This is a genomic window from Ruegeria sp. L11 (assembly GCF_056531755.1).
The window spans coordinates 619,041-637,479 of sequence record NZ_JBQFMI010000001.1; the positions used below are offsets into that span (position 1 = coordinate 619,041).

Consider the following 18,439-nt stretch of genomic DNA (forward strand, 5'->3'; position numbering starts at 1 on the left):
AATACCACTCTTATGTATGATGTGCAGAAAATCCGCTCTGACTTTCCGATCCTGTCGCGTCAGGTGAATGGCAAGCCTTTGACGTATCTCGACAATGGTGCTTCGGCTCAGAAACCTCAGGTGGTCATTGACGCGGTGACGCGGGCCTATGCCGAGGAGTATTCGAATGTCCATCGTGGCCTGCATTTTCTGTCTAATCTTGCGACAGAGAAATACGAGGCCGTTCGTGGCACGATCGCGCGGTTTTTGGGGGCATCGAACGAGAATGAGATCGTCCTGAACTCTGGTACCACCGAAGGGATAAACCTGATCGCCTATGGCTGGGCTATGCCGCGACTAGAAGCGGGGGATGAGATCGTTCTGAGTGTGATGGAGCACCATGCAAACATCGTACCCTGGCATTTCCTACGCGAACGACAGGGTGTCGTGTTGAAATGGGTCGATGTCGACGCAGAGGGCGGGCTTGACCCTCAGGCGGTAATCGATGCAATCGGGCCGAAAACCAAGCTGGTTGCTGTGACACACTGCTCGAACGTGCTGGGTACGGTCGTGGATGTGAAAGCCATAACTAACGGCGCACATGCCAAGGGCGTTCCGGTTCTGGTTGATGGCAGTCAGGGTGCCGTTCACATGCCAGTAAATGTTGAAGAGATTGGGTGTGATTTCTACGCAATCACAGGCCACAAGCTTTATGGTCCGTCAGGGTCGGGTGCGATTTTCATCAAATCCGAACGCATGGCCGAGATGCGCCCCTTCATCGGTGGCGGCGACATGATCAAAGAGGTCAGCAAGGATCAGGTCATCTATAATGACCCGCCAATGAAGTTCGAGGCCGGCACGCCGGGGATCGTACAGACCATCGGTCTTGGCGTGGCGCTGGAGTATATGATGGACCTGGGGATGGAAAACATCGCTGCCCATGAATCCAGCTTGCGCGATTACGCGATGCAACGTCTGACCGGACTGAACTGGTTGCAGGTTCAGGGCACTCGCCCGGACAAGGCAGCGATTTTCAGCTTTACGCTGGACGGTGCTGGCCATGCACACGACGTTTCTACCATTCTCGACAAGAAAGGTGTTGCGGTTCGTGCCGGTCACCACTGTGCAGGGCCGCTGATGGACCACCTGGGGGTGACGGCAACATGCCGCGCCAGTTTTGGTCTCTATAACACTACCGATGAAGTAGATACGCTGATCGAAGCGCTTGAATTGGCGCATAATCTGTTTGCCTGATTTTGGTCTTGATAAGGGTGCGGCAATCGCGATTTGCAGTTGCACCCGGATTGGAACAAGGTTAGCTAACGGCCAAGGCACCTGTAGCTCAGCTGGATAGAGCGCTGCCCTCCGAAGGCAGAGGCCAGAGGTTCGAATCCTCTCAGGTGCGCCATATCTCTCCATAACTCATTGATTTAAAATAAATAATAGAAGTTTTGATTTTCCTTTGTACTGATTTCTGTACTGATATCGCTTGCTAGCGGGTCGAGACTTAGAAGCAATCAAGCTTAGTTAACGAAAAGGTAAAGCGTTCGCGAAACTAGGGGCCACTGAAAGCAATGGAGGCTGTAGAATATTGGTGAGTACCCGCGTTAGCGGCCTTCCTCTACACTCTCTCAGCGGGACAGGCTAGCGCTGAATCTCTGCAATTTTCATAGCGTAGGCGTATTCAGGAGCATTCCTTTGTGAGACCTCGCCGCCGATTGCTGATGTGATTGCCTTGAACGACTGCACGGCAACTTCTTTGCCAGCGGATGGAAAGCCCCCAGAAAAATACGCCGAACCAATAGCGGGGATACCTTCTCTCCAAAAAGACGCTCCGGCAGACTTAAGCGTTCTCTCGGGTGCTTTTCTTACCGCTTCTTCTAGTAACCTCGCTTTCGGCGCAAGCTTTAGCATAGTTTCATTCTCCGCCCAGCGAATGAGTTCCGCGTGGTCTGCCTTGCCAAATCGGTCAAACGCCCCTGTCGAAATCTCAGAAATGACGGACAAGTAAGCAGCACGCTCTTCGCCGAATGTCTCCTTCAGTCGCTCGAGTTCATCAGTGGCCAAAAGATCGAAGTTGATATTTGGTAGCATGATATCCAAGCCGACAGCCGCAAGAGAAAGGGTCACCGTGGTGGCGTTCAGGCCGTTATCCGAAAGATAAGCTTTGTTCACTAACTCACTGTCAGAAAGGACGAAATCACGTGTAGGTACACGGATTGGTAACTTGCTCTCGTCAGTATGTTCATCCCAGTCTATCTCACGCATGCACACCAGACGTGGCATGTTTTCACTGTCGGCTCTTTCAGGTAGTAGTTCCTCGGCTGACAGGAGGTCTCTCTGAGTTTCAGTCAGGTTATCAGGGTCAATTCCGATCTTTAGTAATGACTCGCGCTTGCTCCAATCGCTTTGCACGTAGAATAGCGCTGGAGCGCATTCGTCAGCCACAAGGTAAACGCAACTATAGAACCGTTTTCTGAGTTCGGTGCTGTCCCCTTTGTTGTCTAGTAAAACGTGCTGAAACATTCGTGCCACGATCCCTCGATTTTCGAGCAGGTTCCCGCAGGATTGCAGGCTTGTTCATTTTTGGTCGTTCATCTTATGGGTCAGCATTGCTGACCTTGACCCGTTTTTTCGGTTTTCTTGCTTTGTTCCGTATTCGGGCACATAATTCCCACACAACAGGACGAATGTTCCAAAGAAAACTTTCTATATTTGTGAGTAGGTTAACAAGTGCTGACAGTAAGTCAACTCGATCTGGCCCATGCGGTCGGGCTAACGCGGAATACTGTGACGGTCCGGACGCGTGGGTTGGATTTTACCACAGGTGCAATGGGTGCGCGGCTCTATCGGCTGGCGGACGTATTGCCGTCGGTTAAGCCGCGTGAACGGGGTGCCGTTCCCGACCTTTTCGAAGCAGCCAAGAATGACGGTGAAGAGCTTTGGGTAGGGGACAATGCCGTCGCCCGTGCCAGCCGCTTGGAAAGATGGTTACAGGGTGAGCAGGTCGAACGTCTGTTTGGCGCAAGAGTTGCATTCACCAATGCGCTGGCGCTGTCTGTTCAGTCTTCCGTGCTCTTTGAACACTTAGAGGCGTTGAGGCTCAAGATTGTACTAACTGACCCGGTTCTGCGTTGGACCGTCCTTGGCGATGCCGCTGCACTACCGCCGTTTGAGCACTGGGCTGTGCCGTACGCAATTACCAACGCCCGATACGAAAATCTCTATGAAAAGGAGGCCGCGTAAATGAGCGACCAAAACGAAACCTTCCGTGACATGGTCGCTACTGACCCAGTGCTGCGGGACCGTTGGCTTGGCACGCGGGAGCGTGCTCAGCAAGTAGCCAATCAACTTGGTGTTACGGTCGACTCCGATGACGATTTGATTGCACTTCCATCCGTCCGGTTGGCTGTTCTAGCCGATGACTACAATCCCGAACAGATGCTGAGCGAAATGCAGGCTCTTGAAACGGTCAAGGAACAGGTCAGACAGCGAGAACTACGCGATGCGCTTGAGAAAGGTGAAGAGGATGCCCACGCCGAACTTAACCGTTTGCCGCGCTTTCAGCGTATGGCACGTGCCCGCGAACTTGGGCTGACTGGTGCTGCGCCTGTAAGTGATCCGTCCTCGGTCGCTGACGAGGCTACGCTACTTCGTCGGCTGCTGACACTCAGCCCGTCCGAGAGGCTCGCCAAGGCGCGTGCGTGGGGGTTGGCATGACACTGGATCAGATCGAGTCGGTTATTCGAACTGACCACGGCGGGGCGTGGTGGGCACTGTTCCACGTTTCAGGCGAGGGGTTCCTCTTCCTACCAACGGGTCACAAGCTTACGACACGCGCATACGATGAGATTAAGCGACGCTTTGGGGCTGTTGAAGGCTTTCCCGCAACCGTCTCAAACCGTCGAAGCTCAATTCCTGCAGCGGTGCGTCGGTATGACTAACCCACCCGAGAAGTCGATTTTTGCGGGTGGACCTTTGCCGCCTCCCATGACTGTCGCCCAAGAGAAACGGAAACTGGCGCGTGACGCCAAATGGAACAATGCCCAGCAGTTACGCGCACGCATGACGGATCGAGAACAGGCTGAAGAACAGGCGCGGCTAGAAATGGAGATTCAAGCTTTCTTGGAGGAACGCAATGAAGCAGCGTAGCCTAATTGAGCAAGCACGCGCGCGGTATTTCCGACGTGTAGCGCTGTGGCACTCCGCTTACATGGCGTCACCTTCTTACGAAGATTTTCGGCAAAATATCGGCTCAATCGAACGGGCGATATTCGCACAGATCGAACGCGAATTCGGGGCTTAACTTTAACAACCTGCGAAGCAGTGGGAGTTCACTTTTGTGGAAGGATTTGAACACCGGCCCCGATGCCTCGGCGGTGACGCCCACGTCACCGCCGAGGACCCAACAATCAATCTGACTTGGAGAACAAAAGATGCAGACATTCCACAACGGGCGTTTGCCCGAAACGAAGATTTATGACCGGAACGGAAAGCGAAAGCGCGGCGATAACGAGCTAGTTTATGAGCTTTCTTCGATCCTCCACAGCGTCGTAAATCGGTATCCGCGATACCGTTCATGTGGCGGGCTTCATGTATCGTTCAATTGGATCAAGTTGCATCTGGACGACGATCCTAGCCTAACGACACGGGTACTCTCTTCCGCTGGGTTCGTGCCCGGTGAAAACGGCGAGTGGTGTTGGCGGCAGGGCGCGTGGCCCTTGTCCAAGGTGGTCAACATGGAATCACTTGGTGACTCGTTGACGCGCGCCGTCGATTTTCACCGCCCAATTTGACAAAAAATCCAAAAACAAACTGTTCCTAATTTGGAAACGGTAGCCAAGATGTGCGGTTTTCCAAGTTGTGTGATTTTGCGTGACATTGCCAGAATCCGATTTTCTGAACCCCGGTGTCGCACTTAGCCGACCCGGCGACTTCCTCCAAGTTGTGTGGTTTTGCAAATGTCATTTTCCCTGACAAGATGTGTGATTTTATCTAGCAATTTCATGGCTTTGCTTCGTTTTCTGAACCTGTTTAGATGCGATTAGTTCGTAGCAAGGTGCAGCGGGCAGACAACTAAAACAGGAAAGGAAATGGTATGGACGAGCAGATTATTAAGCTGGCTCACGACATAAAGGAAGTTAGCGAAAAGGAACGGTCTTTGGAGCGTGACGAGCAGTTGAGCGCGATGTGTATGGAACTCATTTGCCTGCTTGGTGCGGCAGACAGCGGGGCAGCGTAATGGACACCGAGAACGACATTGTAGTTGAAGCTGCCCGTACCGCGCTCGTGGCTCTGGACTGGGACGGTCATGACCCACGGCCAATCGGTAGTTTGATTTTGGTGTTGTCCGATGAACTGAACCACGCGGGGCATTCGTATCGAGATGTAGCGATCATGTTGGAGAAGACCGCCGCTTTCCTGAAGGATTTTGAAGCGGGGCGTCTGTAATGATTTGTCTTTGTGCGAACTGCCAGCCGGATGAAATGTGGCTTGATGGCTCTGTGAACTCGGGCGGTGTCCTGACTTTCTATGATCCTGATGGCGATGGTCATCCCCTGAAGATTGAGCGCGGATCGTGTTCCGCATTCAGCGTCGAAACGTTGGAGCATATGGATGATCATGCCGGACGAAGCTCGTCTGTAACTCTCCGATACGTGCCAATTCAGAACATATTGGTTGGCGACACCGATGCTGACGGGTGCGCGCGCGTACCTCTCAGTGACATTTACACGGACCCTATTACCGTAATCAGGCGGCTTGCTGGACGCGGTTTCTACTTCAGCCCGTCTGCAACGCCGGACGAAATCGTGCAGCGCATTCGATGGGCAGTTGACTGCCACGTATTCGAAGCGCGCCGAAAGCACGGCGTACCAAAGTGTTCTGAGGCCGCGTGATGGCTGATGTGTTGTCATCATTTGCCCGGACCAGCGACGCCGTAATGCGCACGACCGGCAACCAGTTATCCCGAGAAATCTATGCTGAGTTTCAGCATGTCAGTGACCCAGACGTGCGGTTTTCACTGATGTGCAACGCGGCGACGGCTGTGGCTGAGCATGATTGGGAAATGCTGATTGAGAACCAGATCGACGCCTATCTCGAAGCGTGTTCGCTGCCCGATGGTGTCGAAGAAGAGAAACCCCCGGTGGTATCACCCACTCGCCGGGGAAGGCGCGGGGCGCGTTAGCGCCCTGCCAAACAGAGGGGAAGAAAATGAAATACTGACTAAGGAGAACGCAAACGAATGACAAAGACCAAGAACACGGACGTCACGATTATCGGCAACGCCCGCATGTCTAACGGCGCGCGCAAGGTTCTAAGTGAACTGACGAAAAAGCAATGTGATGCGATCAAGAAATGCGAACCACTGACGTATTCCGCCACGTTGGAAAAGAAATGGAAGGCGACGCCACAGACCGTTGACCTTGCCGCTATGCTGGCGGGCTTGATCAAGAGTGGTGAAGGTGAAGTCGTGATCCGCAACTTCATGAATACGATGAAGGCCCACTGGCCCGCATTGGACTTGAGGTACCTAAGGGATATCAGGGGCGCGGTAGACACTATCCTCGATGCTGACAAGCGGTCGGCAGCTAAGGGTGATGACACGAATGTAGTAGATGAGGATGACTTTCAGGCTCACTGTAACTACGCCTTGACCACGATAAAAAGCGAGAACCGTTGGAGACCAACCATATTCCAGCGCGACGGAAAGTGGGTAGAAATCCTGAAAACGGGTAAAGATCAAACGGCAACCGTTGTTGAGCTTGATCGGGATACGTTCTCAGCGAGACTGAACATGGCGACGTTCTGGCGCAAACGTGTTGGCGACGGAACGTCCTTTCGGTACGTCAGCGCGCCCAAGGATGTTGTGAACCAGATTTACGCGCATCCTGAAAAGCCGGTTCCTGAACTGCGCGCAGTTATCAGCGCACCTATGTTTACCGCAGATGACGAGTTGGTAATTACGCCTGGCTATCACAAGTCGGGGTATTATTACGCTCCTCCTGCCGGATTGAGTGTTGATCGTCCGCCGAGTCGGATATCTGAAGAACATCTTGCGGACGCACGAGAAACTCTCGTGGACATTCTTTGCGATTTTGAGATGGACGGCGTTAGCCGTGCGGAACTCGAAGATGCTGTCTTGCGTATGAGCGGAGAAATAAAGTGGGGAAGCGGTGAAGGTGTGACCGCAGTCCCGCCGTCCTTCCTGTCTGCCGTTGGCTTCATGCTGGAACAGATCGTGCGTCCGATGATCGATGGTCCGGTCATGCCGTTGCTCATCTCCAAGACTGCCAGACGGGCCGGTGGTGGCTTATTGGCAATGGTGATGCAGACAGTAATTCGTGGTTCTGCTGGAGTTCGACCGCTCGCTCGGAATGAGGATGAAAGGCGCAAGGCCATTCTGGCGGCCCTCAAGTCAGGTTCGAGTGTTATTGCTTGGGATAACTTGCCCACTGGTCGGACCATTGATTCACCAACTCTGGCGACGCTCTTTACTGAGGGTGTCTATGTGGACCGGGAATTGGGAAACAGCATTGAACGAAGTATTCCAGTTCGAGCGTCCTTTGTGATGATTGGCAACCGTCCCCCGTTTAGCGACGAATTGGTGCAGCGGCTGACGCTGTTGGAACTGGTGCCGCAGACTGCGTCACCGGAAACACGCTCAGGTTGGAAGCACGGCGACCTTCCGTCCTACGTTCAGCGCAACCGTGGGCGCATCCTTGGCGCGTTGTTGGTTTTGGTTAAGCATTGGCTGGATAGAGGCCAGCCGGTACCAAAGCACCCGCCGGTGATCGGGAGATTTGAACGCTACCGCCATGTGATCGGCGGCATTCTCGAAGCGGCATCATCGAATTGGACAAGTTGGCAGAGCAATCGCGCCAAGTTGGAAAAGGTGGCGAAGGACGGCGAAGAGGATGGCTGGTCACTGCTTTTCGAGAAATGGGCCATGGATCGTGGAACCGGGCTTGGCGGCAAGATCGAAGCCCGGGATCTTGCAGATATTGCACAGGAGTACGAAATTCCGTTGGATGTAGCCCGCATTCGCGATGGTGGACAGTTCGAATATAACCCCCGCTCGCTAGGCAAGGCCCTGCCGGGAATGCTGGAGCGTATTTTTGATCTGGGCGAATTCGGTAACGTTGCACTCTTGCAGTCAGACAAGCGTGGCAATGGTGGTTATCCTTGGTATCTCAAGCCAGTCGAAACGCGCGGAGCAACGAAGGCGGATGAACCCGCGCAGGTGGAAGACGCAAAGCCGCTGACGCGGCCAGTGGAAGAGAGAACCAATGTGCCTCCTCTTTCACGATCTGAGTGGAGGCGAATGACCCAACAGGAGCGCGCAGATTGGACCAGCCTGACCTCAGATGAAAGGCGCGAACGAACCTTGGAAATTCGAGCGAGGGCCGACAAGGCGGCATAGCAGAAACCAACTTTCCAATTCGTCGAAGGCCGCGTCAGCGGCCTTTTTCGTTACTGGCGGTGTCGCATATTGTTAGCGAGGGGGGCGTCAGCCCCCTAAAACGGTTCAAAAACGGCGCTTAAACGGTTCAAATACGGTGTAAATAATTCAATATTTACAGCGAATTAGGTGGAATACCGTTTTTACCGTATTTGTTTTCCATACCGAACTGCATACAAATTCGTCTTTCCTAATCAAACATGCAATTCCATAGGGGCGTCTCGGCTTTGAATGTCGCGCCAAATACGGTTATTCGAGTTAAACACCTGAATTCGCGTCACTTTCCGACCGTATTTCCCGACCGTATTTGGACCGTTTTCGTGGGATTTGAGATGTCAGTGCCAATGCAGACCCGCGATTGCCCGCCTTATGTGCTTTATCGAAGCAATAACCGCTCTAGTGTCGCCGTTTCCAAATCCTCCTGATGCCAGTTCACTAGCTAGCGGGCCATTTTCCAAACGCTCGCTTAGACGCCTCATGGGGCTGTAACTCCATCCGATCATCCCCGCCACGGGTGCCCAGAAGTATGCATGTCCGGCACCGTTGTTTTCAGCAAGTTTCGCCTCCGACTCCTGAAGGCTGTGCTGATCAAGGTGAGCTATCGCTGGAAGAACCTCACTTAAAAGGTAAGTTTGAAGGATGTCCCTTCTGGCACCTATGAAAGACTTAGAATGCTCGACAAAGTACTCATATAGGTGATCAGACAGGGGGGCATATCGACGGTCGCAGTCTGGAAGTTTTTGCCAAAGCGACCTTTCGTTTCCCTCCCAGTGCAAAGGAATCATATAATGTAGAATGGTGACGTCTTCATTTCGTTCTGCCCATATATTTACATTGAGAAGTGCACGAAGCTCTTTCCATCTGCCGGAATGCACTAGCGCTAAATTCAAAGCTTGGAACGCAAGAACGGCGATGTATCCGCGAATGTTTAGGTAATTGACGTTTCCGCCCACCCGAGGTTGGGAGACTTCCCAAATAGTTTTGATTGCATCGGTGGCGTACCCTAGGTAATTGGCGTCCCCCCAAATGCCGGTAAGACCACATATCTTTACAAGCCCCTCTGACACGCTTTCATACTCGTTCACCCGCCTATTGAATTCTTCGACGGACCAAGGCTTGACCGGGTCCATTTCCGCGCTTTCGAGAACGTCAACTATGCGTGAAATTTCCGCGTTCAAAAGGTCAGAAAAGTCGATCCTGTATTCTGGCTTTGCAAGATAGCGCTTTGCGCGATTCACTAACATGTCAATACCAACCGGGTTCCGCCGCCTGCTTTCTTCAAGCGTCTTCACACGCTCGCCCAAGTCTAGGAAGAACGTGTCCGCGTCGCTTATTGGAACTGTGATACCCCCACGCAAGTTAGATAGGTCTTTCGCGCTCCCTCTCAGCTCACCGCGCGAACCCCAGAATAGCGGGTAGCGCCGGTTTGGTGCGCGTGTGATAGCGTTTCGCAACGCTTGATCCCACTCGCCAGACCATCCGCAGATGATTAGGCCGTATTCATCAAATATGCGATCTAAAAGGACATCGAACTCCTTTGGGTATCCATCCAGTTCTTCTTCGGTGTTCAGTATCCGAGTGTCCTTGTAGTCACCGTGGACCTTAAACACGTAACATGCGGAGTGCGTAAGTGGCTCAGCTCCTTTCAGGGTGTCCACAGATGACACTACAGTCGGTTCTACGCCTTCTTCGCGCAGTGCATTTTCCATTAACCGATCAAAGTTGGTTGTTACTATCACCCGGATATGCCCACTTCTGACGAGCCGCGCGATTGCCCTATGCGCATCTGTAGGGAGTTTTCGCCCTTCTTCTCTGTCGTCATCGTTGGGTTCAATATAACTGTGCAATATCGCCCTGCGTTCAGCCTGCGTCGTGGCTAACTTGGCTAGAAGGTCAGAATAATCTGGCTCTTTACCTTCCTTCTCAACGTACCATTTCGCCCAGTCTGTTTGTTCATCTACTCCCTCTGCCTCAGCTACTCGACGCACGAGATCAAGGGTGACTTCCCAGCCAGTCGGTATTTCTGCTGCCCGTGAGATGCCCGAACCAAGCAACAGAGCAAACACTCCTTTGTTTTCATGAATCGAGAACGCAGCCTGCGTTACGGGATCACCGAATGCCGTCATGGTAAATTCCTCTCGTAAGTCAAATTGCAAAGCGCTATATCTTGCTTCTGCCAAGGTCTTACACACACAATGTTCGAAAGAATGTCCAGTATTCCAGATGATATAGAACCGATAATTCGTGAGATTGACGAGCAGTTGAAGGCAGAGGGGTTTTCGGAAACCGCTCGTTCGATACATGCTCTAAGAGAGTTTGGGCAAAGGTTTCAGATCCCTATGCCAATAGCAAAGCCGCCAAATGGGGCACCAGACGAAATTGCCCGGAACTGGGTCTATGCGGAAAAAATCCATGATTGGTACAATGCGGTCTATGGTGATCGTATCAAGATTGGCCCTGATGAAAGTAACTGTGTCGCTGTTTTCGCGCACGATAGCCTGTGGAAGTTGAGGCTGCCTATATTGTTGGGTAGCGCCGAAGTCATGGTGTCTTGGAAGCTCGGGGGCGGCGGCAATAATATATCAAGGGGGCCGGTATCGATAAACCCCTGCGACAACCTCGAAGGCATTACGCAGCACCGCCTCAATATGTTTGCAGCATCCGATTTAAGCGAAACATTTCGGCAGTTCGTGTTGGGTTCAGAAACGGACCGTGCATTTGAAGGGCTTATGAAAAAACACACGCTGTTTGAACAGTCTCGCGGTGATCTTACGGCGGCAGTGATACACCTGACAGCACGAAACCCAAACTTTGGTCAGTCCCGATGGTCGTCACTCCAATTTGTTGAAAAGTTCATGAAAGGAGTGATTTCCATCAAAGGGGCAAACTTCAGTCAAACTCATGACCTGCGAAAACTCCAGAAACAGTTAGAACAATGCGGAGTACGCTTGAATCTGGACAGCTCGATTGACGACGTATCTTGTACTGCTCAAGTCAGATATGGCGAGGTTCGATCAACACTTGATGAAGCTTACGACGCTCACAAAGCCAGTTTGTTCATAGTTTCAAGCATCGGCAAAGCTGTGTGCTGAATACGGCGTATTGCTCGTCAGTCGCCGCTGACGCGGCGCACACCAACTACGCCAAGTTGCACATGCAATGTATATACAAAAATGAAATAGACGAACCAAACGGACACCCCGCTAACGCGGGATGCAAGAAGTTCGGGAAAATATGAAATGCTGTGCTATTTCAACGCGTTACGGCATATACGGCTGAGTAATAATATTTCGCGAGTATTGCTCTCGATTGAAATTCGTTCGCTTTTTGCGATTCTGTCATAAAAATAAGGGCAATTCATGGATGCCGAAATTTACCATAATGTACGTTATGGAGCGTTTGTGACGCGTATCCGGCGGATCAGCATAGCATAGACGGGATCATAACACGACATTGAAGCTGTTTTGTCGTTGTTCATCGTTGCCGCGTCAGCGGCGAAACGTGAAAAAGTAGTGTAATAACAATTCATTGGAGGGTCCCACTTGGGGATATTGGGGTGCCTCAAATCGGCGCGGGGTACTGCCGGTAGGTGGTTGTGCAACCTTAATAAAACCACCTGCAACTTTCGAACAAATAGCGCAACTTTCCCTGTCTTTTGTACAACTTGAACCGGGGGACCCAGCCGAAAGACGCCACCCCCTGTTTCGATTCAATTCGGGCCGCAAAAAATTACCAGATTTTCCGCCAAAAGGTTGCATTGTTAAGTGACCCGTTTTTTCGGTTTCCTTCCGAGTTTAGCGACCTTCTCGTATACTGAGCACATCTCCCCAAGTCAGCGCGCGCGGTTTTTTTCTTCCTTTGGTCGCGCGCAACTTAGGCGAGGGTCAGGGCGTCATTTCTGCCCCTGTCCTCTGATCCTCGCCACCTCCTTTCCGAGCAGATAAGAAAGAACTGAGCACATGAGTGAAACGCACGAATTGCGTTTGAAGATCAACGCCGCCGCTGCTGAATCCGGCGCGCGCAAATTTACTACAGCGGTGGAAGCCGTAAAGCGGTCTATTCAAGACCTTGACCGAAGCACAGATGGAACATTCACGAAGCTACGCAAAGGCGCGAAACCGCAGTTCGACGTGACCCCTCTAACGCGGGCGACCACCGCCACCGAGAAACTAAGCACAGCCACTGACAAGGCCGCTGCGACGATCCAAAGAACGGCGCTTGCATCTGCATCCGCTCTACGTACCTCCGAACAAGCGGCGCAGCGGCTTGCCCTGCGCATGGGTGATCTTGGTGACGCACGCGGCCTTGCACAGCTCAACGATGCTATGATGCGTTTGCGTTCCAATCTCGTGAACGCCACCAGCACCCTTGATGTGCGCTCTGCCAAGTCGCAGTTTGATGATCTGCGCAGTTCGCTTTTACAGAACGCCGTCGCCGCTGAATATCTGCGCGGGGAACAGGCACAACTTGCCCGCCAAACCGAAGAGGCAGCGCGCAGTGCAGCGGACCAAGCGGCGCAAATGGACCGCCTCCGGGCAAAGTACAATCCGCTTTATCAGGCCAGCAAAGCCTATGAAACTGCGATTGAAGAAATCGCGCTTGCTGAACGTGAAGGGGCCATATCAGCTAAGCTGGCGGCTGACGCGCGTCAGCGCGCAGCGCAACAACTTGCCGGTGTTTCCACTGTCGCCGATCAGCATACCGCAGCCATGCGCCGCAACAACTCTGTGACCCAAAACGGCATCCTTCTGGGCCACCAAATTTCAGATATTTTCATCGTCTCAAGCGCAAATTTTCAAAGTCTTGGCCAAACAGTGATTCAGCAGGGCAGCCAAATCTCAAGCCAACTCGCAACAATGCGCGCTGGCGGCGTGAATGTCTTTCGCACACTGCTTTCGTCGGTGACTTCGCTTATTAACCCGCTTTCGCTTGTGGCATTGGGCGCTGTTGCCGCCGGTAGCTTGATTATCCGTTGGTTCAGCAGCAGCGCAGAAGAAACCAAATCTTTCGGTGACGCCCTGTCCGACGCAAGCAGTAAGATTCAAGCGTTGCGAAGTGCCTCAGACGCGCTGGCAACCGGCAATCTGTCCAACCTTCGCCGCGAGTACGGTGCGGTCAATGAAGAGTTGCGAATTCACCTTGAACGCTTGCAGCAGGTTGCCAAAATCGATGCACGGAACGTCAACCGGGACCTGATTGCATCCATCGAAGACGCCCTTACCAGTGACGGAAATCCGTTTACCGGATCGGTCGATGAGGTTCGTCGCGCCTTTGATACGACCAACGATTCCGCGCGCCATATGCTCGCGTTGATGCAGGATATCCAGACCGCCGCGACCTTCGAAGAACAGGCCGCAAGTGTGACCCGACTGCGTTCTGAGGTTGAGCGCGTTACCGGCGGGCTGGGGCGTGCAGAAGGGAAAGCGCTTGATGCTCTTACGCAGCTTATCAAAAGCGAGGACGCTGCGAAGAAGCTGATGGCCGCACAGGATGGCACGAGCAAGGCAACCGCGCGTGCCGCTAACGCGGCATCCAGCCTGTCAACTCAGCTTGGAACGGCTGCGGATTCCGCCCGTCAGCTTCTTGCCACGTTGGGCGCAGTCCCCGGTGCAGTCGCTGCGTTGGGGCGTTCTGTGGACGATCAGATTGCCGCCATTCAATCTGAAAACAAGTCGCTGAGTCTTCAGCTTGACCTAGGCCTGTCCAGTCAGGCGGCGAACCGGCGTGTGCAACTTGATGACCTCCTGAATTCTGGTGCAATGACCCCGGATCAAGCCGTTTCGGAATTCGCCAAGATTCAGGAATTGGAAGGTCTTGCCAAAACGCAGGCCGCGCTGCGTAAGCAGCTCAGCGAAGCGAATAGCTCTTCGAAGTCCGGTGGTCGCGCTGCGGCCTTGTCCGGCGAAGCCAAGGCACTGGAACAGCTCAATGACAACTTGAGGGACCGCCTTTTGAATCTGCGGGCTGAGCGAATGGAGATGGACCTGCTTTCCAGTGGTCATTTCCAGACCGCAGAGGGTGCTCGCGCAATGGCTGAGGCCATGATTGCCAGTGGTGGCGCAGTAGACGGCCAAACCGCAGCGATGATCCGTCAGATCGATGTTGCCGCAAAGCTCAACGAAGAACTGCGCAAGGTCGCAGAAGACCCGGTGAAGAAGTGGATGGACAGCGTCCCGAACTGGGTCGAAGCAGGTCAGAAGATTGAGTCCGGCGCAATCAATCACGTTAAAGGTGCAATCAGTGAAATGATGCAGACAGGCAAGTTTGACATCGAATCACTAGGCCAAGCGATCCTTGGAACCATTTCGGATATCGTCGCTGACAAGGCCGTCGCCGAGTTGGCAAATGTGTTCGGTCGCGGTGAAGGCGAAGGGTTGGGCGGTGTTCTTGGTGGCCTGTTCAGTTCGCAGGGCGACGAACTTCCAGCGCTTGGCACCAGTGAAGGTGCAGGTGTGGCGCAGGGGGGTGTTCAGGCAGGCCAGTCTATCAGTCAGGCTATGATCCAAGCCGGTCAGCAGGTATCTCAGAACATCACAGCGGCGATGACGCAAGGTGGTCAGCAGGCTGGACAGGCACAGAGTGTCGCCATATCGCAGGGCGGTAGCCAAGCGGCGAATGCGCAGCGCGTGGCAGGCATCCAGCACGGCCATCAAGTTCGGCTGGCGACCCAGACGAGCGGGCAGCAACACGCCACCAAGGTCAAATCTGCTATCGACTCTGGGGCAAACAACCACGCCCAAGCAATCCAAATGGCAAGCTCAAGTTCTGGAGGTGGCGGGATCTGGAAGACGATTTTGGGCGCGCTTGGAGGAGGCAGTGGAATCTTGTCTACTGCCCTGTCGTTCCTACCGATGGTATTCAAGGAAGGGGGGCTGACGTCCAACCCGCATCCGGTGAATTTCCAGCATGCACCACACTTCAGTGAGGGAACAGCAAATACTAGCGGGATTCCTGCCGTACTCCATCCCAACGAGGCGGTCATACCCCTCAGCAAAGGGCGCAAGATTCCGGTTGAGATGGGAGGCGCTAACGGTGCGGCAGGCAATACGGTCATCAATCAACCGCAGACGTTCAATATCACTACACCAGACTCCGATTCATTCCGTCGCAGCCGCAGTCAGATTGAAGCGGACATGGCACGCAGCGGGCAGCGTTCTCTGTCCAAAAACAGCTAACAGGAGGCAAAGTATGGCATATGAAATGAAGAGTCCCGGACACCCAACGGGCATGCACTATCCGAAAGTGCTAAAACGTCGGAAAGAGCTCAGGCTTGATGAGAGAGGTTTTCCCCGTCCGCGTGAAGATCAGGAAAACGAAACCGACGAAGAAATCGGTGATCCCGACGCCCGCTAACGCGGGTGTGATCCTCATTCTTTTCCGTCAGCGATCTGCGTATGTCTAAACCAATTCGCTACGTTTTTCGGGTCACTGTTCCAATCAGCTTCTCTGTCTTTTTTCGATTTCTTTTCAGTGTACTCTCTGAAGTCTTTAAGGTCATTTAGAGAAAGGGACCAATCCTGTCCTTCGTCATCAGTTCGAACAAGAAACGGTGTATCAGCGTCCATACCACCCGAAAGGTACATGCCCCATTTCTCCATGGCATCTAAGCGTTGCCGGAATTGAGACCCCCTTACATACCTCGATTCAACGTCACCATGGATATTGTGGTCCAAGGCCAATTCGGCGACGTCTCTGGAACAGGATTCTGTTTCTGTCGCCCATGTTCTGAATGTCGCGCGCAAACCATGCCCCGTCGAAGGAAAGTTGTTCGACTTGAGCCAGTTGTTGAAGAAGTTCTCAGAGATTATCCCGCGCTTGAATGAACCTGCATATGGGAAAACAAGCTCGTCCGCATCATGGGCTTTCGTCAAAGCCCGTGCGTACTCAAGCTGTATCTGGGAAGCCGTTGATAAGGGAACAATAAATTGCTCTCCACCTTTCATGTTCTCTGGCGGAATTACCCATGCGTCCGCTGTGATCTCTCCCCATTTCATAAGCCTGACAGGAGCCATACGTGGAAGAGTCAGCAGATAGAACTTGAGCGCTACCAAGCGGATATCGTTTTCGGGAATATTCTTGAATAGCTTCGGCCCGTCTTGCCATCCAAGCGCAGCATGAGGTTTGGGTTTGTGACCTGACTTACCAAGCTGAGTAGCTGCCTTGTCGGTTAGCTCTACGTCAACAGCGGCGTCAGCCGCCGCTGCATACTTCAAGACTGCTTTGATGCGGGGGCGGACCTTCTTTGCAGTTGGGTATTGATCATACCACAGCGGCTTTAGAACGCTGACCACATCGCTGACAGATATGTCTCGGCAGCGCAGTTTGCCCAGCTTCGGAAACGTGTGCATTTCGAGGATGCGCAACCACTCCCCAGATTGGTTCTTTCCTCTAAAACCGCGCCGCTTTGACTCGTAGGTGGCTTTTGCGGCGTCAGCGAAGGTAAGGGACTTAGCTGACGTTCCTCGGACTTCCGCCATTACGTCACGTGGAGATCGTCCTATCGCCGCCGCTTCTTGGCAATCCTTGGCTAGTTTCCTTGCTCGCTCCAAGGGTACAGCGGGGTAGGGGCCAAGCCCGGTCTTGGGTGGCAAGCCTCGGCGCTGGGTGCGAAAAAACCAATGCGCGCTGTTCGCGTTCTCGCGTTGGAAATATAGCCCACCGCCATCGTTCAAGGTTGTCTTTTCTGTTCCGCGCAACTGGCTATCTCTGAGCCTATGTAAGCTCGCCATTCGAACCTCAATTTCTGTACTGATTTCTGTACTGATTTTGAGGTGTACCCTCGTTTTCTTGTGGAGTCCAGACTTCTAAATGCCTTTGAAATATAACAAAAATAGGGTTTCAGAAATCACCCTATACGTGTGTATGATTCATCTCAGGTGCGCCACCCAATATTCAACGTCGGATTGAAATCGGAAGCCCTGAACAGCGGACTTGTCGATTGGATTGCTTAATGCGTTGATCGTGCAGTCATCACAACGGCCCATGAGTGCAAAAATACTGCTGAGTTGCAGTATTTGAGGGAGGGATTCGCTGTCGGGTATCGGGAGTTATTGTAGTAGTTGATTTGGCGGCTCTGCCGCCAATCGCCACAAATGTTAGAAAACCGAGTGGGAAACTCAGTCAGTCAAAAGTTCCAAACAGAACCGATGTGTTCAGGTTTTACCCGCGCCAGGTGCGAACCACGCCGCAATCCATGTGTACGAAGTTCGATCCATAATACTGACCAACACCGCCTGCGCGGCACGACATCGCCGCCTTGGCCATCTGCGATACCGAGCGGGAGGCAAGGCGCAAATCAGCTGCTTGCCCTTCCATGTGAAGCGAGTTGCGCGCCACACGGCGGGATCGGGAACGCAGCATTGCGTTGGTCTGAGGTGAGCGATATCCGGACAACAGCATGTAGGGTTCGTTGACATCCATCAAGCTGTGTGATGCCGCCATGATATCAATCGTGCGTAAATCGATGGATTTTACCTGATCTGTGCGCCAATCACGCATGAAGTTGTTCACTTCTTTGACAGCGTCCTTGATATACTTACCATCGACCCAATAGATCATATCCAACCGTTCGCCAGTGCGACCGGAATACATACGAATGCGACGAATATCGCCGCCACCGCGTAAAAAGCCTGCTGCGTTGGAGTAGGTGGGTGCTGCTACGACTGCCGTTGCTGCAAACGCTCCCAATAGGGCACGCCGGGTCAAGCCCGAGGAACTGCTCTCTGTCATTTTGGTTTCGTCCCGTACTGTTCCTGCCTGCACACGATGTTACGTGCACTGTCTTAATTATTCCCATCCCAGATGCGGGATTTATGGCACAATCGGAATCGACGGCCAAGAAGTGTTTCATTTTTACCTTTTCAAGGGGGAATTTTCGGCAGTTTTTTGCGCATTTGCCACAGAGCATCACAAATATTTCGCAGTTGTGGGCTTTGGGCCGCGCAGCCGATGCAAACGCGCATCAGGCCCACGAAGAAGCGATTTGGTAAGGATATCGTG

General features: G+C 52.9%; 17 protein-coding genes and 1 tRNA gene. 14 read left to right on the forward strand and 4 right to left on the reverse strand.

Annotated features, from left to right (window positions below; translation table 11 throughout):
- Window positions 1-12: 12 nt before the first annotated feature.
- Both ACR0CE_RS03030 and ACR0CE_RS03035 read left to right on the forward strand, forming a co-directional pair.
- The gene (locus tag ACR0CE_RS03030; RefSeq protein WP_480830861.1) at window positions 13-1,233 is read left to right on the forward strand and encodes a cysteine desulfurase; all 1,221 of its coding nucleotides are present in this window, start codon (window positions 13-15) and stop codon (window positions 1,231-1,233) included.
- A 77-nt stretch (window positions 1,234-1,310) separates the two neighbouring features.
- A tRNA-Arg gene (locus ACR0CE_RS03035) sits at window positions 1,311-1,387 on the forward strand.
- 236 nt (window positions 1,388-1,623) lie between these two features.
- On the opposite strand, the gene ACR0CE_RS03040 is transcribed toward ACR0CE_RS03035, so the two are convergent.
- Complete coding sequence (locus ACR0CE_RS03040) at window positions 1,624-2,505, reverse strand: hypothetical protein (protein ID WP_480830863.1); 882 nt, start codon at window positions 2,503-2,505, stop codon at window positions 1,624-1,626.
- Window positions 2,506-2,712: 207 nt separating this feature from the next.
- Between ACR0CE_RS03040 and ACR0CE_RS03045 the strand changes: the two genes are divergently transcribed.
- The 9 genes from ACR0CE_RS03045 (at window position 2,713) to ACR0CE_RS03085 (ending at window position 8,401) form a co-directional block, all read left to right on the forward strand.
- Window positions 2,713-3,225 (forward strand): hypothetical protein, encoded by a 513-nt coding sequence (locus ACR0CE_RS03045; protein ID WP_480830864.1) that lies wholly within the window; start codon window positions 2,713-2,715, stop codon window positions 3,223-3,225.
- Window positions 3,226-3,699: a hypothetical protein gene (locus ACR0CE_RS03050; protein ID WP_480830866.1), complete on the forward strand. Its 474-nt coding sequence runs from the start codon at window positions 3,226-3,228 to the stop codon at window positions 3,697-3,699.
- A 270-nt stretch (window positions 3,700-3,969) separates the two neighbouring features.
- Window positions 3,970-4,131, forward strand: coding sequence for a hypothetical protein (locus ACR0CE_RS03055; protein WP_480830868.1), 162 nt, complete (start codon window positions 3,970-3,972; stop codon window positions 4,129-4,131).
- Complete coding sequence (locus ACR0CE_RS03060) at window positions 4,118-4,285, forward strand: hypothetical protein (protein WP_480830870.1); 168 nt, start codon at window positions 4,118-4,120, stop codon at window positions 4,283-4,285. The genes ACR0CE_RS03055 and ACR0CE_RS03060 overlap by 14 nt, the downstream gene beginning before the upstream one ends.
- Before the next feature lie 792 nt (window positions 4,286-5,077).
- On the forward strand, window positions 5,078-5,221 hold the full coding sequence (locus ACR0CE_RS03065; protein WP_480830872.1) for a hypothetical protein: 144 nt from the start codon (window positions 5,078-5,080) through the stop codon (window positions 5,219-5,221).
- Entirely contained in the window at window positions 5,221-5,430 is a 210-nt protein-coding gene (locus tag ACR0CE_RS03070) for a hypothetical protein (protein ID WP_480830873.1), read from the forward strand. The genes ACR0CE_RS03065 and ACR0CE_RS03070 overlap by 1 nt, the downstream gene beginning before the upstream one ends.
- Window positions 5,430-5,876, forward strand: coding sequence for a hypothetical protein (locus ACR0CE_RS03075; RefSeq protein ID WP_480830875.1), 447 nt, complete (start codon window positions 5,430-5,432; stop codon window positions 5,874-5,876). The genes ACR0CE_RS03070 and ACR0CE_RS03075 overlap by 1 nt, the downstream gene beginning before the upstream one ends.
- A complete protein-coding gene (locus ACR0CE_RS03080; protein ID WP_480830876.1) occupies window positions 5,876-6,166 on the forward strand; it encodes a hypothetical protein in 291 nt (96 codons plus the stop codon). The genes ACR0CE_RS03075 and ACR0CE_RS03080 overlap by 1 nt, the downstream gene beginning before the upstream one ends.
- A gap of 57 nt (window positions 6,167-6,223) precedes the next feature.
- Window positions 6,224-8,401, forward strand: coding sequence for a hypothetical protein (locus tag ACR0CE_RS03085; RefSeq protein ID WP_480830878.1), 2,178 nt, complete (start codon window positions 6,224-6,226; stop codon window positions 8,399-8,401).
- 374 nt (window positions 8,402-8,775) lie between these two features.
- Here ACR0CE_RS03085 and ACR0CE_RS03090 read toward each other — a convergent pair whose 3' ends face one another.
- Entirely contained in the window at window positions 8,776-10,566 is a 1,791-nt protein-coding gene (locus ACR0CE_RS03090) for an SIR2 family protein (protein WP_480830880.1), read from the reverse strand.
- A gap of 81 nt (window positions 10,567-10,647) precedes the next feature.
- On the opposite strand from ACR0CE_RS03090, the gene ACR0CE_RS03095 reads away from it, so the two are divergent.
- The 3 genes from ACR0CE_RS03095 to ACR0CE_RS03105 all read left to right on the forward strand — a co-directional run bounded on the left by ACR0CE_RS03095 (window position 10,648) and on the right by ACR0CE_RS03105 (window position 15,793).
- A complete protein-coding gene (locus tag ACR0CE_RS03095; protein WP_480830882.1) occupies window positions 10,648-11,532 on the forward strand; it encodes a HEPN domain-containing protein in 885 nt (294 codons plus the stop codon).
- A gap of 867 nt (window positions 11,533-12,399) precedes the next feature.
- The gene (locus ACR0CE_RS03100; RefSeq protein WP_480830883.1) at window positions 12,400-15,615 is read left to right on the forward strand and encodes a phage tail tape measure C-terminal domain-containing protein; all 3,216 of its coding nucleotides are present in this window, start codon (window positions 12,400-12,402) and stop codon (window positions 15,613-15,615) included.
- 13 nt (window positions 15,616-15,628) lie between these two features.
- On the forward strand, window positions 15,629-15,793 hold the full coding sequence (locus tag ACR0CE_RS03105) for a hypothetical protein (protein WP_480830885.1): 165 nt from the start codon (window positions 15,629-15,631) through the stop codon (window positions 15,791-15,793).
- Window positions 15,794-15,807: 14 nt separating this feature from the next.
- Here the strand turns inward: ACR0CE_RS03105 and ACR0CE_RS03110 are convergent, their stop codons facing one another.
- Complete coding sequence (locus ACR0CE_RS03110) at window positions 15,808-17,169, reverse strand: tyrosine-type recombinase/integrase (RefSeq protein ID WP_480830887.1); 1,362 nt, start codon at window positions 17,167-17,169, stop codon at window positions 15,808-15,810.
- Window positions 17,170-17,599: 430 nt separating this feature from the next.
- On the reverse strand, window positions 17,600-18,169 hold the full coding sequence (gene mepK / locus ACR0CE_RS03115; protein WP_480830888.1) for a peptidoglycan L,D-endopeptidase MepK: 570 nt from the start codon (window positions 18,167-18,169) through the stop codon (window positions 17,600-17,602).
- Between the last annotated feature and the right edge of the window lie 270 nt (window positions 18,170-18,439).

Excerpts from the sequence above, each read along its gene's own strand:
- ACR0CE_RS03030 (WP_480830861.1), top strand. The coding sequence starts at position 13 with ATGTATGATGTGCAGAAAATCCGCTCTGACTTTCCGATCCTGTCGCGT.
- ACR0CE_RS03040 (WP_480830863.1), bottom strand. The coding sequence starts at position 2,505 with ATGTTTCAGCACGTTTTACTAGACAACAAAGGGGACAGCACCGAACTC.
- ACR0CE_RS03050 (WP_480830866.1), top strand. The coding sequence starts at position 3,226 with ATGAGCGACCAAAACGAAACCTTCCGTGACATGGTCGCTACTGACCCA.
- ACR0CE_RS03055 (WP_480830868.1), top strand. The coding sequence starts at position 3,970 with ATGACTGTCGCCCAAGAGAAACGGAAACTGGCGCGTGACGCCAAATGG.
- ACR0CE_RS03060 (WP_480830870.1), top strand. The coding sequence starts at position 4,118 with ATGAAGCAGCGTAGCCTAATTGAGCAAGCACGCGCGCGGTATTTCCGA.
- ACR0CE_RS03065 (WP_480830872.1), top strand. The coding sequence starts at position 5,078 with ATGGACGAGCAGATTATTAAGCTGGCTCACGACATAAAGGAAGTTAGC.
- ACR0CE_RS03070 (WP_480830873.1), top strand. The coding sequence starts at position 5,221 with ATGGACACCGAGAACGACATTGTAGTTGAAGCTGCCCGTACCGCGCTC.
- ACR0CE_RS03075 (WP_480830875.1), top strand. The coding sequence starts at position 5,430 with ATGATTTGTCTTTGTGCGAACTGCCAGCCGGATGAAATGTGGCTTGAT.
- ACR0CE_RS03080 (WP_480830876.1), top strand. The coding sequence starts at position 5,876 with ATGGCTGATGTGTTGTCATCATTTGCCCGGACCAGCGACGCCGTAATG.
- ACR0CE_RS03085 (WP_480830878.1), top strand. The coding sequence starts at position 6,224 with ATGACAAAGACCAAGAACACGGACGTCACGATTATCGGCAACGCCCGC.
- ACR0CE_RS03090 (WP_480830880.1), bottom strand. The coding sequence starts at position 10,566 with ATGACGGCATTCGGTGATCCCGTAACGCAGGCTGCGTTCTCGATTCAT.
- ACR0CE_RS03095 (WP_480830882.1), top strand. The coding sequence starts at position 10,648 with ATGTCCAGTATTCCAGATGATATAGAACCGATAATTCGTGAGATTGAC.
- ACR0CE_RS03100 (WP_480830883.1), top strand. The coding sequence starts at position 12,400 with ATGAGTGAAACGCACGAATTGCGTTTGAAGATCAACGCCGCCGCTGCT.
- ACR0CE_RS03105 (WP_480830885.1), top strand. The coding sequence starts at position 15,629 with ATGGCATATGAAATGAAGAGTCCCGGACACCCAACGGGCATGCACTAT.
- ACR0CE_RS03110 (WP_480830887.1), bottom strand. The coding sequence starts at position 17,169 with ATGGCGAGCTTACATAGGCTCAGAGATAGCCAGTTGCGCGGAACAGAA.
- mepK (WP_480830888.1), bottom strand. The coding sequence starts at position 18,169 with ATGACAGAGAGCAGTTCCTCGGGCTTGACCCGGCGTGCCCTATTGGGA.